Below are 12,980 nucleotides of genomic sequence, written 5' to 3'. Positions count from 1 at the left end.
CTGTGACGGACCAAAGCGGCAATAACGAACGGCTGGCCCCGGTGTTCTCCGGGGCATTCCGGTCAGAGTTCGAGACCCTTCTGCGCTGGCGCCGGGACGTCCGCAGGTTCTTGCCCGATCCCGTTCCCGGGCCTGTTCTTGATCGCATTCTCGCACTCGCTGATCTTGCTCCCTCGGTTGGCAACAGCCAGCCTTGGAGGATCGTTATTGTCTCGGATGAAATCCGCCGATCTGCAATCATCCAGTCCTTCGAGGCCGAAAACGAAATCGCCGCCGGTCAGTATGACGGTGAGAAGGGCCGCCTATACCGCCAGTTAAAGCTGTCCGGTCTCAAGGAAGCTCCTGTTCATCTTGCGATTTTCTCCGAAGATAACCCGGAACAGGGGGACGGCCTTGGGCGGATGAGCATGCCGGAGACCTTGGCCTACTCCACCGTCAGCATGATTCACACGCTGTGGCTTGCGGCCCGCACGGAAGGTGTGGGGGTCGGTTGGGTCTCGATCCTGGACCCGGTTGAGGTCACGCGAGCCCTTGACGTTGACCCTGATTGGCGACTTGTGGCTTATTTGTGCGTTGGATATCCGCAAGAAGAACACATAGATCCCGAACTTGAACGGGCGCGTTGGCAAGCCCGGACGCCCCTAGCATCCCGTCTGATATACCGTTGAGGCCAAGAGATGAGCGTGATTACCCATCCGATCAGAGAGGATGACAAGCCAGATGTCTACCAGCTGCTTGCGGATCGCTGGGCCGGACCCGAGATGCTTTTAGACGGACAGATAATTGATGCGTCTGCGCTTCCCGGGTTTGTTGCTTATGAAGGCTCTGATCTTGTCGGGCTCGTGACGCTGATCAAGCGGGATGCGGAATGGGAAATTCTCACACTGGATTCCCTGAACCGTTGGGGCGGGACGGGAACGCTCTTACTCGATGCGGTCGTTGACGATGCCAGACAGAACGGCATCGACCGGCTGACTGTCCGGACCTCCAACGATAATCTCGATGCCTTCCGGTTTTATCAGCGGCGCGGCTTCCGTTTTGAGCGGGTGGCACGTGGTGTGATCGATGCGGAACGGGAAAAGAAGCCGGAGATCCCGCTGCGCGGTGACTATGGTATCGAAATCCGCGACGAGATCCTGTTCTCACGGGCCCTTTAAGCGGGCCGCACCGCCTGGTCCTTGCCAAAATTTGCAATGCAACACAGACTGCCTATAGTTCTGCCCGTTATGTGATTTTTCCGCGTTTTTGCGAGCGGAATCACATTTTTTGGAAGTTTATTTCCGGGAGGAATTTGTATGTTGGCAGTCAAGCCACTTGAAACAGCTGAGTCGATCTCAGATATTGCTTTTGCATTTATGGGGTCGAAAGCTCTTTTTTCAGCGCTTCATGTAGATCTTTTCTCCGTATTGTCCGAAACAACTATGAATCCGGAAAAAGTTGCAGAGAAGTGCGGCTTGCATGTGGATCGTGCAACTACATTGCTGACCGCGTTGACAGCCCTTGGCCTGGTTGAAAAGGACGGTGCGGCATTCAAGAATTCGCCGGCAGCGGAGGCCTTTCTCGTCAAGGGCCGTAAGTATGACTTCGGGGACTATTTGCGGTTCCAGATTGACCAGCAAATGTATCCGTTTCTGACACAGTTGAACGGGGCGCTGACCGGCACGTTGAAGCCTGACCAGATTGCCTCTTATGAAGACTGGTTCAGCGATCCGGAGCAGGCGCGGCTCTATTCGAAGTCTCAGCATGCTGGATCGCTGGGGCCGGGGCGCAGCCTTGCCAAGATGGTGGATCTGTCCAGCGCCCGTACCTTGCTTGATGTTGGTGGCGGTACCGGAGCGTTTTCCATCTCCTTGTGCAAAGCCTATCCGGACCTTTCCTCCACCATTTTGGATTTTCCAAATGTGGCCAAGGTCGGTGCCGGTTTCATCGAAGGGGAGGGGCTTTCGGAGCGGATCAGCTACCAGCCCGGCAATGCGCTGAAGGACAGCTGGCCGGATCGCGCGGATGCGGTCCTGATGTCATACCTTTATTCAGGTGTGCCGGGAACAGCCATACCCGGCCTTGTCCGCAAGGCGTATGAAACGCTATCAGCCGGTGGCCGTTACATGGTGCATGACTTCATGGTGGACGAAAACAGGGACGGCCCGAAACTGGCCGCACTCTGGCAGCTCCAGCATACGGCCTTCAACCCGCAGGCAAAATCCATTACCAGCGACTATGTCGCCGGACTTATGGAAGCTGCCGGATTTGAAGATATCCAGACCGGTGTGATGATCCCCGGAATGACCATGCTGGTTCACGGCCGGAAGCCGCAATAAAGAACAAGCGGCTGCGGACTTTGATCAGAGTCCGCGCCGTTCCACGAACACTTTTCCGCAAAAGCAAAAGGCCAATGCCCCGTCCTGATTGTGCGCTTCCACATCGAAATGGAGCAGGCCCCACTGCGGGCGGCTTTTGCTTGGTGTCTTTCCGGTCACGGTCGACCTGTAGCTCAAGGTGTCGCCCGGATAGACCGGTTTGATCCACTTCAGGTTTGAAAAACCGGGCGACGGGCCGAAGCGGGCGGGGCGCTGGCCAGCATTGATCATCTCCTGTGCGCGGGCTTTCATAGCCGCAACATTGAGCTTCATGAAAACAGAGGCGGTGTGCCAGCCGGAAGCAACGAGCCGCCCGAAATGCGTGCGGGCGGCTTCTTCCTCACTCAGGTGAAACGGTTGCGGGTCATACTTCCCGGCAAAGGCGAGGATGTTCTCCCGTGTGAATGTGTAGCTCCCGAGTTCGGCCCGGTCCCCAATGGCAATATCGTCGAAGAACTGGCTCATGGCGCCATCTCGCGTTTGGCGAACATGATCGGGTTTTCCCAGAACAGGACGGGAAGATCGTCCTGATTGGTAACGGCAATCCGGACAAACACCAGACCGAGATCAGGTTTCGTCACAAGCGAGCGGACTTTTTGAATGGTCGCGGTGGCGGACAATGTATCGCCCGGAAAGACAGGACGCTTCCATTCAATTGTGTCAACGCCCGGAGCGCCCTTGCTGCTCGATCTATTCAGCAAGCCGTCGGCGAGAAGGCGCATCACCATCGCACAGGTGTGCCAGCCCGATGCGGCCAGCCCACCCAGCATGGATGCGCGGCCTGCTTCCTCGTCCAGGTGAAAGGGTTGGGGATCATACTCTGCCGCGAAAGCGACAATCTCGTCCTTCGAGACGCAGACGGATCCAAGGTCATAGGTCTGCCCGGGGACGAAGTCTTCAAAGTGCAGGTCTGAGGCCATTGTTCAACATTCACAACAAAAACGCGGATCGTTGAGGTCCGCGTCTTCAAAAAATCAGGTTCGGTCGACAGCGGTTTAGTCGAAATAAATCTCGTTGTCATCGAGATAGACATTGCTGGCTGTGCAAATGTCTATGTTGATGGGGTCATCCAAGACTTCGCTATCGTCTTCGCCAAGCCATCCGACCTGGAACACCTGATCACAATTGCCTGTGTCGGCGAAAAACTCCGCCCTTGAATTTTCACCTGGCTCCAGATCGACATCCAGCCAGTTGTCGCTCCAGCCGCTTCCGTCATTGGTGTAGAAACCGATGACAACGTTGTTCGCAGTGTTGTTATAAATCTGGAAATAACCCTCCGAGCCTGTTCCTTGAGCAAAGCTTGCTCCGGACCAGAGGATCATTGCGGCCGTGCAAAAAAGGGCTGTAAGTCTGTTCATGGCATTTTCCTTAACTCCGTCGCCCCATCAATTTCGGGCGTTTCGAAGCTACCGGTACCGTGTCATGAAGTAAAACGTTTCTGCCGCCCGAGCAGAGCATCCGAGTCCAGTTATTCTCGCCTGTTTCGTCCGAGGCTGAAGATCGCAAGATTTATCAAGCTGCCTGGTGATAGGTTTTGCCAACTCACGGGGAGCAAAACGGATGAACCTTCACAAGACGCCGCCCAGGCCAAACCGGGACAATGGCTATCTGCGCCGGTTTGAGCGTGTGATCGAATATATCTACGACCATCTGGACGAGGATATCGATCTAAACACGCTGGCGGAGGTTGCAGCCCTTTCGCCGTGGCATTGGCACCGGGTTTGGCAGTCACTTTACGGCGAATCCATATTTTCGATGGTCAAGCGGTTACGGCTGCACCGGGCAGCGTCCGACCTTGCCTACACGGCGCGCCCCGTGAGTGAGATCGCCCGCCGCGCGGGATATTCAAGTTCAGAAGCTTTCGGACGCAGTTTTAAAACATCTTACCTCCAATCCCCGTCGCAATACCGGGTGTCGCGAATGCGGCCCAATGACGACCTGAACGCTCTCATCACTTGGAAAGGGCACACTGACATGTATGAGGTTTCAATTCGTGACTTGCCCGCAGAACGTATTGCATCGTTACCGCACAAGGGGAGTTACATGGAGATCGGACGGGCCTTTGAAACGCTGGTCGGTATACTTGTGAGCCGGGGGCTTGTTGCCCAGATCCTTGGTATGAAGGCCTATTACTTCTCCGATCCGACCCACGTTGCCGAAGAGGATCTGCGCTCCTGTGCGGGGGCCGTTGTTGCCGAAGGGTTCCCGATCGAGGCGCCGCTTGAAGCTTATGAAAGCCGGGGTGGTCGCTATGCCGTGCTCACCCATGTCGGGCCCTATGCCGAATTGAAAGCTGCCTATGACTGGCTCTATGGTCATTGGCTGCCGCAGTCGGGCCAAACACCGGCCGATGCACCATGTATCGAGAATTACCTGAACAATCCCCGGGACACGGCACCGTCCGATCTCCTCACAGAAGTCTGCCTGCCACTGGCTAACGAAGGCTAGATCCGCAGGCGGTAAATCTGGCCTGATTTAGCACCCAAAGCGGATCGATTGTGGAGTGGCCGGGCATCGGGCGTTGTTGACGAAAGGCCTGAGCCTTTAGGGTCTGGACCTCAGCTATTTTGAAGGGTTCACATATTTGCGCCAGCTGTGCTCCTCCTCAAATCCAAGAACCTCCCGGATCTTCCGGTTGGAAAACAGAGCTTCATGCTCTTTGAGCGGACGGCTGACGGGTACGCCCGGATAATATCGGCGTATCAATTCGCTGTTCGGCAGGTCGACAGAGTTTTCATCGTTGCCCGCATTGAAGACCTGATACCCTAGGCCGTCCTTTTCCAGGCACCGGTCAACGATTTGGCCGAGATCACGCGCGTCGATATAGCAGAAGATGTTCCGGAGCCGCTGATCCGGGTTTTCAAAGAAATCAGGAAAGCGGCTGTATTCATGCGGCTCGATCACATTGCCGATCCGCAGAGCATAGATGTCAAAACCCGAGCGCCTTTGAAACGCGCGGGCGGTCTTTTCGTTGACCACCTTTGACAGGCCATAGCTGTCCATCGGGTTGGTGTCGTGATTTTCTTCGACGGGCAGACTGTCGGGCAGGGCTGTTCCGTCCGCAAAACAGACGCCGTAGGTCGTCTCGGACGAGGCGATGATGATCTTCCGGATCCCGAGCTTCACCGCTGCCTCAATGACATTATAAGTGCCGAATGTATTGACCTCGAAGGTCTTGTTGTCCGGATGGATCAAGATCCGCGGTACGGCCGCAAAATGAACCACCGCATCAAACTTGGGAACGCCGGTTCCAGGTTCCAGCTCGTCGAAATTGGCGTAACTGGTCAGTGCGTTGAACATTTCGCCGGACTGTGTGATGTCCGCTGTCAGGTTGTCGACACCTGGCTGGTCCAAAGGTGTCAGGTCAACATTCAGAACCCGGTGCCCCTTGTCCAAAAGATAGGCGATCACATGCTTTCCGGCCTTTCCGCTGCCGCCGGTAAACAAAATGCGCTTCGCAGTGGTCATGTCGGGTCTCTCCGTGAGTTAGATCAAGCAGCCGCAAAGGTTGTTCTCGCGGTTTGCGCAGGGGTGCTGAGGTGCACGGGCAGGTCAAAGGGGCCAGATAAGAAGTATGGCAGGGATGGAAACAAGCAAGACCAGGATCTCCAGCGGCAGCCCAAGGCGCCAATAGTCACCGAAGCTGTAGCCGCCGGGGCCCATGATGATTGTATTGTTCTTATGCCCGATCGGGGTGAGAAACGCACAGGATGCGGCAACTGCGACCGCCATCAGGAAAGCATCCGGGTTCACACCTAAAGTGTTGGCGATCTGGATTGAAATCGGCGCGGCGATCAGGGTCGTGGCGACGTTGTTCAAGAAATCCGACAGGGTCATTGTGACCACCATCAGAACCGTGAGCGTAATCCAGGCCGGTGCCCCGGATGTGAGCGATACGATCCCGTCCGCGATCAGCTGCGCGTTTCCGGCTTTTTCGAAGGCCTGGCCAAGCGGGATCAGGGACCCAAGGAGCACGATGACCTTCCATTCCACGGCTGAGTAAACCTCGGAGCCTGACACCAGGCCGGCGCCGGCATACAAGACCACACAGGCGGCGAGTGCGACGGGCAGATACGTCAATCCAGCTACAGCCGCCGCAATAGCAAGGGCGAAACCGGCAATCGCAAGCCACGCCTTGTTCCGCTGGATGAGGCCCGTGGAGCGTCCTTCCAGCGGATAGACGCCGAGCCATGTGGTTGCGGCTTCGACACGGTCTTCCGTACCAAGCAGCAGCAAGACATCACCTGGTCTTATGGCTTCATGGCGCACTCTCTTCTGGATCCTGCGGCCCTGGCGGGAGATCCCGAGCAGTGTGACACCATGCCCGTGCAAAAGGCGCATGTTGAAGGCAGACTGGCCGGTTACGCGGGCGCTGTCGGGAACAATCGCCTCACGCAAAATGAGGGCGCCGCCGCGCAGCCCTTCCTTGTGGGTTTCCGACCCTGCGAAATCGAGTTTGGCCGCGCCCATGAAACTCTCAATCGCTTTGGGGTCGCCTTCGACCACAAGGTAGTCGTCCGGCTTTATCGGTTCCCGCCGAGCGAAGCCGCGCAGCCGCCGTCCGTTCCGGATCAGGCCGATGATGGCAATGTCCTTTTCGTCGGCAACCGGATAAAGATCGCCGACGGTGAGGCTTGCTTCGTCCGGTGTCGCGCGGACCTTCAGTTCCGCTGTGTAGAGACTTTCGGCAAATCCGTCCTGTTCCGGGGCGTCCTGAAAGTGTTTGGGCAAGAGCCGCCAGCCGATCAGTGTGACGAAGGCTATTCCGCAAACGGCCACGATCAACCCGACAGGGGCAAAATCAAACATTCCATAGGGTGCGCCGAGCGCATCCGCCCGGTACTGGGCAATGACGATGTTTGGCGGCGTCCCGATCAGGGTGATCATGCCGCCAAGAATGGTCGCAAAGGAGAGGGGCATCAGGGAGAGGCCTGCCGACCGGCCCGCCTTCTTGGCTGCCTCAAGATCAAGCGGCATCAAAAGCGCCAGGGCGGCAACGTTATTGATGATCGCCGAAAGGCCAGCACCTGCTGCCGCCATCAAGCCGATATGCTTTGAGAGACTGCGGCCACTGGAAAGAAGCTGGCTCGCAATCAGTTCCACAGCACCGGAATTCATCAGGCCTTTGGAGACGATCAGAACCAGCGCAATGATGATCACTGCCGGATGCCCGAAGCCGGTAAATATCTGATCGGTGGAGATCAAGCCCATAAGGGCTGCGAGAACCAATGCGGCGAACGCAACGAGATCGAACCTGATCCTGCCCCAGATGAGCAGAGCGAAGACCGCTCCGAACAGGCAAAACAGCGCAATTTGATCGAAGGTCAATAGTTCAGGCTCCAATCGGGGACTTTGCCACAAACTGCGGCATCAGATGGTGACAAAATCTTAATGCGGTTGCCACCGGTTTGCCATGATCGGACCCCAGATGACGCTCACAAGAAAACCAATGCCAAAGCGGGCTGTCCGCAAAATGAGAAGAATATGAAAACGTTGCAAAACAGAGCTGCTGCCGGAAATCAGACCTTGCCGAAGCCCGAAGCTGCCCATTCCAAAGGCTTTGGACCTGGCGCGCATAAATGGGATGGTCAAAAAGGCCCGAACCCGTTGATCATGATGGGATTGGATCGAAGCTGATTCCCGGGCATTCAGGATTGCGGGTCTGTTTGCAGAGGTATCAGGAAACCTCAACAGACAAGCGCTCCAAACCGGATATGGTGGCCACCAGCTTGTCACCCTTCTGGACAGGTCCCACACCAGCGGGCGTTCCTGTCAATATGACGTCGCCTGCGCCGAGAACAAACAGTTCCGAAAGCTTTGAAATGATGCCTGGCACGTTCCAGATCATCTGATCAAGGTCGCCGCTCTGCCGGGTCTGTCCGTTGACGGTCAGCTGGATCGATCCCGAGCCGAGATGGCCGCAATCCGCTGCCGGTGTGACCGGGCCAATCGGTGCCGAGCGTTCAAATGCCTTGCCCGCGTCCCACGGGCGCCCGGCCTTCTTCGCCTCGGCCTGCAGATCCCTGCGGGTCATGTCGAGGGCCACTGCATAGCCGTAAACATGCGCCAGGGCGCGGCTTTCCGGGATTGAGCCGCTTCCCGACTTCAACAACACAGCCAGTTCGACCTCGTGGTGCACATTCGAACTGGCCCCCGGATAGGGAAAGACACCTGATGTCTCCAGATCGTCCGGGTTCTTTTGGAAGAAAAACGGCGGTTCGCGATCCGGGTCGTGCCCCATCTCCACTGCGTGATCTGCATAATTGCGCCCAACACAGTAAACGCGCCGGACGGGAAACCGCGCCGTGACATCAACAATCGGCAGGCCGGTCACGACCGGTGGATCGAACACATAGGTGGTCATTGGAGCTCCCGGACGCAGGTCAGGTGTTGAACTTGAAGAGCAGCACATCGCCGTCCTTGACGATGTATTCCTTGCCTTCGTCCCGGGCCTTGCCTGCTTCCTTGGCTGCCGCTTCCCCGCCCAGCGAAACATAGTCGTTGTAAGCGATGGTTTGCGCGCGGATGAAGCCCCGTTCAAAGTCGGTATGAATGACACCGGCAGCCCCCGGCGCCTTTGTGCCTTCGGTGATCGTCCAGGCGCGGGTCTCTTTCGGCCCTGCGGTAAAATAAGTGATCAGACCAAGAAGGTCGTAGCCAGCACGGATAAGCCGGTCGAGCCCGGGTTCTTCCAGGCCGATGGTTTCGAGGAACTCTTCCTGTTCTTCCTTGTCGAGCTGGGAAATCTCCGCCTCGATGGCAGCTGAAATCACAACGGCCCCGGCCCCTTCTGCATTTGCCTTTTCCGCAACCTTGGCAGACAGCGCATTGCCGGTGCCCGCGGAGGCTTCCTCGACATTACAGACATACAGCACTGGCTTTGAGGTCAAAAGGTTAAGGCCTCTCAACATCTTGGCCTCTTCCGCATCGGCGGTCTCGAGCGTGCGTGCCGGTTTGCCGTCCTGCAGCAAGGCCAGCGCTGCTTCCATGATCGGCAACAAGGCCTTTGCTTCCTTGTCGCCGCCGGTCGCTTTTTTCTTCAAGGGCGCAATACGCTTTTCAAGGCTTTCCATGTCCGCGACCATGAGTTCGGTCTCGACCGTATCGGCATCGGCAATCGGATCGACAGTGCCTTCGACATGGGTGATGTCATCATCTTCAAAGCATCTGAGCACATGAACGATCGCGTCAACTTCCCGGATGTTTGCCAGGAACTGGTTGCCGAGGCCTTCACCTTTTGATGCCCCGCGTACAAGGCCCGCAATATCGACAAAGGTGATCCGGGTCGGGATGACTTCCTTGGAAGCAGCGATATCGCGGATGGCTTCAAGCCGCGGATCGGGCACGGCGACTTCGCCGGTGTTCGGCTCGATGGTGCAGAACGGATAGTTGGCCGCCTGGGCCGCAGCAGTCTTTGTAAGCGCATTAAAGAGGGTGGACTTGCCGACATTGGGCAGTCCGACAATGCCGCACTGGAAACCCATGGTGAGGTCGCTTTCGGTTTGTGTCTGAAACTGTTGGAGCGCTACATGCCCGAGGGCCGGGACAAGGTCAAGTGCCGCCGTCCGGCACGGCAGAACAGCGGCGCTTCCCGCCTTGCACAGCGCAGGTTTAACGGCCGCTGAACCTACGAAGCCGATACTTGGGCTTGCGGTCACAAAGCAGCGGCCCTATCGCGGCTCAATATGGAGTGATCGGGCATTTTTGAGTGTTCCTGACAAAACGCCCGATGCTTTAAAACGGAATGCCCTGATGGTCGCCGACCGCTTTTCAAACGCAGTGGCAGTTTCAAAAACTCCAACGTTTGCCTTATTGAAGGCCTGCCGGATCAACCAGCCCGCCGTTGCAGCCCATCTGGGTCGCGTTGGCCGCCAGCATTAGGTCTCCCAGATCCGACTCCGGTGTGATCTGGCCTTTAAGGCTGATCCAGATTTCGTTGACGAGGGTCCGGCCATCGTCATTCGTGCATTTCACAAGCACCCGGTCCCCCGTGCCTTCGCCGAACGATTGGTCGAATGCGGTGCGGATGGCATCGCCCGTGATTTCGCTGCCGACATTGTTGACGAAGAGATCGGCAACCGCAGAGTCATTGACGAGCTCTGTCAGGTAAAGCGTGTCGTCGTAATATTCGTCCGCCTTGCCTTCGCCGAAGTAACAGGTGCCGTGCTTGATCCATTCGTGATGATGAAGATGGCTGGCAAAACCAGGCATGGCTGCAGCCAAGGCGTCTGTGGTGTCCGTGTCCAGATCCGGCGCGGGCAGCAAATGCCAGCTATTCGGCTTGTCCAGATTGCGAACCTGGCGGGAAACACCGCAATAATTGTTCCCCTTCGGCTGTGGCCACAAACCGTGGATCGACAGCTGGCGCGTCGTGTGCGGCAGGTTGCCTGCATTCAGGTCCTGGCATTCTGTTTTTCCCGGCCGGATCTCACAAAAGGCCGGTTGCCAGCTGAGGGTAAGCAGATTGTCCGTCGATTCTTCCCGGCCCGGAAGGTCGCTGATCTGGTCGTTGCCAAGCGGTTCGGCTGTTGCCGTTCCGGCGGAGACAACGTGAATGCCGCAATCGCTGCTGACCCATCGAGCGGTGGTCACAGGGGCGTCTTCGATGCGGATCTGGAAGTAGTCGCCGCCAGCCTTGTTGATCCCGATCATGTCATAGGCGACGCGGATCGAGGTCGCGATATTTCCGGGGTTGGTTTGCTTGTTTTTACTCTGGAAGGCTTCGCACGCCTTTTCCGCAATGAAATACCCTTCGAGCCTCTCAAAGGCGGATGCCGGGCCGGGTTGAAACAAAATGACCGATGCAAAAACGAGGAGAGTACGCATTCTTGCCTTCCAAACACTTCAAATGAACCAGCCAAGAGTGCCCGTCAGTGGTGACCGATTTGTGACGTGTGACAAGCTGAATAGTACGCGTATTGCGTGTTTTTTGGGCCGCCGGGATCAATCGCTGTTTTTCTTGCGGAGAAGTTTTTTGAGCATGTCAGCCATTGGCCCCGAATTGGGAAGGCTAGCCGGCTTGGCTTGGCGAGCTTGGCGAATATGGCTCTGGCCTTTCGCTTTTGCGGGTTTGGCAGGTCCTGACTTTGGCGCGTCCGGAGTTTTTGATTTCCGCTGCGCCTTTTCCGGTTCGAGCGCCAGGGTCAGCTTGTTGGCGAACTGGCTGTCTTGTCCTTGCGCCAAAAGCGGTGCCTGGTCCGCGAGAAGACCGAGGAGAGGGGCCAGCCATTCCTGATCGGCCTTGGCGAAGTCGCCAAGCACGTAGTTCGACACCAGCTTCTTGTCGCCCGGATGGCCGATCCCGAGCCGGAGGCGGCGGTAGTCGGCGCCAATATGAGCCGTGATCGACCGCAGACCGTTGTGTCCGCCGTGTCCTCCGCCGGTTTTCATGCGGAACTTTGCGGGAGGCAGGTCCAGTTCATCATAAATGACGACGATATCTTCCGGTGCGAGCTTGAAGAAGCGCATGGCTTCGCCGACTGAGCGGCCGGACTCGTTCATGAAGGTGCTGGGTTTGATCAGGAGAACCTTTTCGCTGCCTAGCCGCCCTTCGGAGACTTGTGCCTGAAACCTTGCCTTCCAAGGCTGGAAACCGGAGTTGCGCCGGTGGATCTCGTCCACCGCCATGAAGCCGATATTATGCCGGTTGCCGGAGTACTTGCTCCCCGGGTTACCGAGTCCGACGATCATTTTCATGATATGTTCCTCAGATCAGATCCTGAAATGAAAAAGCAGCCAAGAAGGCTGCTTTAAAATGAAGAGGCGAACCCGCCTCTTCAATCCGCGTTGTCAGGCAAATGCGTTAAGCGTCGCCGCCTTCTGCTTCGCCGTCCTCAGAAGCGTCATCATCAGCTTCCTTCACGCCGGCCGGGGCCGCAATCGTCGCGATAGTAAAGTCGCGGTCCGTGATGGTCGGCTCACAGCCCTTCGGCAGGGTGACTGCGGAGATGTGCAGGGTGTCACCCGGCTGAGCGTTTGCAAGGTCGATTTCCAGAGCTTCCGGGATCGCGTCAGCTGGAACGTTCATTTCAACCGTGTGACGGACAACGTTCAGAACACCGCCCTTCTTGATGCCCGGGCACTTGTCCTCGTTCAGGAACTGGACCGGAATCTCGATTGTGAACGTCGCGCCTTTGGTAACGCGCAGGAAGTCAACGTGCAGAACATCGTCGCGCACCGGGTGCAGCTGGAAGTCTTTCGCGATGACCTGGTGCTTTTCGCCGTCAACGTCGATGACACCGATTTGCGTCAGGAAGCCGCCCTTGTGCAGGGTCAGGGTGGTTTCTTTCACCGGGATGGTGATAGGCAGAGCCGGTTTTTTGTCGCCGTAGATCACGGCAGGAAGAAGGCCTTCGCGACGCAGTGCCCGAGCGGCCCCCTTGCCCACGCGGTCCCGTGCCTGTGCCTTTAGCTCATAGCTGGCAGCCATGGCAGAACTCCTATGGTATATGTAACGGACCGGCGAACTTTCGCGCCAAAAGAGCCTTGAGTTGTCCGGGATCGGTCCAAAAGCGCCTCCTCCAGGGGTGCAGGCGCGAGCGCGCGTATAGCGGAAAAGGGCGTGCGGCGCAAGTCCGGCACGGTTTTCCTGCCATTTCGACAAAAATCATTTCATGATCGGAT

At 57.1% G+C, this 12,980-nt stretch carries 15 protein-coding genes; 5 read left to right on the top strand and 10 right to left on the bottom strand.

The features are described from left to right. The first annotated feature begins 2 nt into the window (after window positions 1-2). From bluB to E1180_RS12465, 3 genes are all read left to right on the top strand, one after another. On the top strand, window positions 3-668 hold the full coding sequence (gene bluB / locus E1180_RS12475) for a 5,6-dimethylbenzimidazole synthase (protein ID WP_283404397.1): 666 nt from the start codon (window positions 3-5) through the stop codon (window positions 666-668). Between the two features lie 9 nt (window positions 669-677). Continuing rightward, entirely contained in the window at window positions 678-1,157 is a 480-nt protein-coding gene (locus E1180_RS12470; RefSeq protein WP_155191522.1) for a GNAT family N-acetyltransferase, read from the top strand. Between the two features lie 138 nt (window positions 1,158-1,295). Beyond that, complete coding sequence (locus E1180_RS12465; RefSeq protein WP_155191521.1) at window positions 1,296-2,318, top strand: methyltransferase; 1,023 nt, start codon at window positions 1,296-1,298, stop codon at window positions 2,316-2,318. Window positions 2,319-2,342: 24 nt separating this feature from the next. Here the strand turns inward: E1180_RS12465 and E1180_RS12460 are convergent, their stop codons facing one another. The 3 genes from E1180_RS12460 to E1180_RS12450 all read right to left on the bottom strand — a co-directional run bounded on the left by E1180_RS12460 (window position 2,343) and on the right by E1180_RS12450 (window position 3,715). Next, window positions 2,343-2,822 carry a MaoC family dehydratase gene (locus tag E1180_RS12460; protein WP_155191520.1) on the bottom strand — a complete coding sequence of 160 codons (480 nt, stop codon included), beginning with the start codon at window positions 2,820-2,822 and terminating at the stop codon, window positions 2,343-2,345. Continuing rightward, the gene (locus tag E1180_RS12455) at window positions 2,819-3,277 is read right to left on the bottom strand and encodes a MaoC family dehydratase (RefSeq protein ID WP_155191519.1); all 459 of its coding nucleotides are present in this window, start codon (window positions 3,275-3,277) and stop codon (window positions 2,819-2,821) included. Before E1180_RS12455 ends, E1180_RS12460 begins: the two co-directional genes overlap by 4 nt. A 75-nt stretch (window positions 3,278-3,352) precedes the next feature. After that, window positions 3,353-3,715 (bottom strand): hypothetical protein, encoded by a 363-nt coding sequence (locus tag E1180_RS12450; RefSeq protein ID WP_155191518.1) that lies wholly within the window; start codon window positions 3,713-3,715, stop codon window positions 3,353-3,355. A gap of 202 nt (window positions 3,716-3,917) precedes the next feature. Between E1180_RS12450 and E1180_RS12445 the strand changes: the two genes are divergently transcribed. Continuing rightward, window positions 3,918-4,805, top strand: coding sequence for an AraC family transcriptional regulator (locus E1180_RS12445; RefSeq protein ID WP_155191517.1), 888 nt, complete (start codon window positions 3,918-3,920; stop codon window positions 4,803-4,805). Window positions 4,806-4,919: 114 nt separating this feature from the next. On the opposite strand, the gene E1180_RS12440 is transcribed toward E1180_RS12445, so the two are convergent. Both E1180_RS12440 and E1180_RS12435 read right to left on the bottom strand, forming a co-directional pair. After that, complete coding sequence (locus E1180_RS12440) at window positions 4,920-5,825, bottom strand: NAD-dependent epimerase/dehydratase family protein (protein WP_155191516.1); 906 nt, start codon at window positions 5,823-5,825, stop codon at window positions 4,920-4,922. 84 nt (window positions 5,826-5,909) lie between these two features. Further along, window positions 5,910-7,685 carry an SLC13 family permease gene (locus tag E1180_RS12435; protein WP_155191515.1) on the bottom strand — a complete coding sequence of 592 codons (1,776 nt, stop codon included), beginning with the start codon at window positions 7,683-7,685 and terminating at the stop codon, window positions 5,910-5,912. A 156-nt stretch (window positions 7,686-7,841) separates the two neighbouring features. On the opposite strand from E1180_RS12435, the gene E1180_RS12430 reads away from it, so the two are divergent. Beyond that, window positions 7,842-7,994: a hypothetical protein gene (locus tag E1180_RS12430; RefSeq protein ID WP_155191514.1), complete on the top strand. Its 153-nt coding sequence runs from the start codon at window positions 7,842-7,844 to the stop codon at window positions 7,992-7,994. Window positions 7,995-8,034: 40 nt separating this feature from the next. On the opposite strand, the gene E1180_RS12425 is transcribed toward E1180_RS12430, so the two are convergent. The 5 genes from E1180_RS12425 to E1180_RS12405 form a co-directional block, all read right to left on the bottom strand. Further along, window positions 8,035-8,721 (bottom strand): fumarylacetoacetate hydrolase family protein, encoded by a 687-nt coding sequence (locus E1180_RS12425; RefSeq protein WP_155191513.1) that lies wholly within the window; start codon window positions 8,719-8,721, stop codon window positions 8,035-8,037. Between the two features lie 19 nt (window positions 8,722-8,740). Next, a complete protein-coding gene (gene ychF, locus E1180_RS12420) occupies window positions 8,741-9,841 on the bottom strand; it encodes a redox-regulated ATPase YchF (protein ID WP_155191679.1) in 1,101 nt (366 codons plus the stop codon). 325 nt (window positions 9,842-10,166) lie between these two features. Next, window positions 10,167-11,183, bottom strand: a complete 1,017-nt coding sequence (locus tag E1180_RS12415; protein ID WP_155191512.1) for a ribonuclease T2 family protein — start codon at window positions 11,181-11,183, stop codon at window positions 10,167-10,169. 117 nt (window positions 11,184-11,300) lie between these two features. After that, window positions 11,301-12,053 (bottom strand): aminoacyl-tRNA hydrolase, encoded by a 753-nt coding sequence (gene pth, locus E1180_RS12410; RefSeq protein ID WP_155191511.1) that lies wholly within the window; start codon window positions 12,051-12,053, stop codon window positions 11,301-11,303. Window positions 12,054-12,159: 106 nt separating this feature from the next. After that, window positions 12,160-12,786, bottom strand: a complete 627-nt coding sequence (locus E1180_RS12405) for a 50S ribosomal protein L25/general stress protein Ctc (RefSeq protein WP_155191510.1) — start codon at window positions 12,784-12,786, stop codon at window positions 12,160-12,162. Between the last annotated feature and the right edge of the window lie 194 nt (window positions 12,787-12,980).

The organism is Roseibium denhamense, from assembly GCF_009711415.1.
Classification (GTDB): Bacteria; Pseudomonadota; Alphaproteobacteria; order Rhizobiales; family Stappiaceae; genus Roseibium; species Roseibium denhamense.
The sequence above is the reverse complement of the archived record's forward strand: the minus strand, read 5'-3'. Positions and strand labels throughout refer to the sequence as shown.

Coding starts and splice junctions, on each gene's coding strand:
- E1180_RS12465 (WP_155191521.1), top strand. CDS start 1,296: ATGTTGGCAGTCAAGCCACTTGAAACAGCTGAGTCGATCTCAGATATT.
- E1180_RS12425 (WP_155191513.1), bottom strand. CDS start 8,721: ATGACCACCTATGTGTTCGATCCACCGGTCGTGACCGGCCTGCCGATT.
- E1180_RS12415 (WP_155191512.1), bottom strand. CDS start 11,183: ATGCGTACTCTCCTCGTTTTTGCATCGGTCATTTTGTTTCAACCCGGC.
- E1180_RS12430 (WP_155191514.1), top strand. CDS start 7,842: ATGAAAACGTTGCAAAACAGAGCTGCTGCCGGAAATCAGACCTTGCCG.
- E1180_RS12405 (WP_155191510.1), bottom strand. CDS start 12,786: ATGGCTGCCAGCTATGAGCTAAAGGCACAGGCACGGGACCGCGTGGGC.
- E1180_RS12460 (WP_155191520.1), bottom strand. CDS start 2,822: ATGAGCCAGTTCTTCGACGATATTGCCATTGGGGACCGGGCCGAACTC.
- E1180_RS12470 (WP_155191522.1), top strand. CDS start 678: ATGAGCGTGATTACCCATCCGATCAGAGAGGATGACAAGCCAGATGTC.
- E1180_RS12445 (WP_155191517.1), top strand. CDS start 3,918: ATGAACCTTCACAAGACGCCGCCCAGGCCAAACCGGGACAATGGCTAT.
- E1180_RS12440 (WP_155191516.1), bottom strand. CDS start 5,825: ATGACCACTGCGAAGCGCATTTTGTTTACCGGCGGCAGCGGAAAGGCC.
- ychF (WP_155191679.1), bottom strand. CDS start 9,841: ATGGGTTTCCAGTGCGGCATTGTCGGACTGCCCAATGTCGGCAAGTCC.
- E1180_RS12450 (WP_155191518.1), bottom strand. CDS start 3,715: ATGAACAGACTTACAGCCCTTTTTTGCACGGCCGCAATGATCCTCTGG.
- pth (WP_155191511.1), bottom strand. CDS start 12,053: ATGAAAATGATCGTCGGACTCGGTAACCCGGGGAGCAAGTACTCCGGC.
- E1180_RS12455 (WP_155191519.1), bottom strand. CDS start 3,277: ATGGCCTCAGACCTGCACTTTGAAGACTTCGTCCCCGGGCAGACCTAT.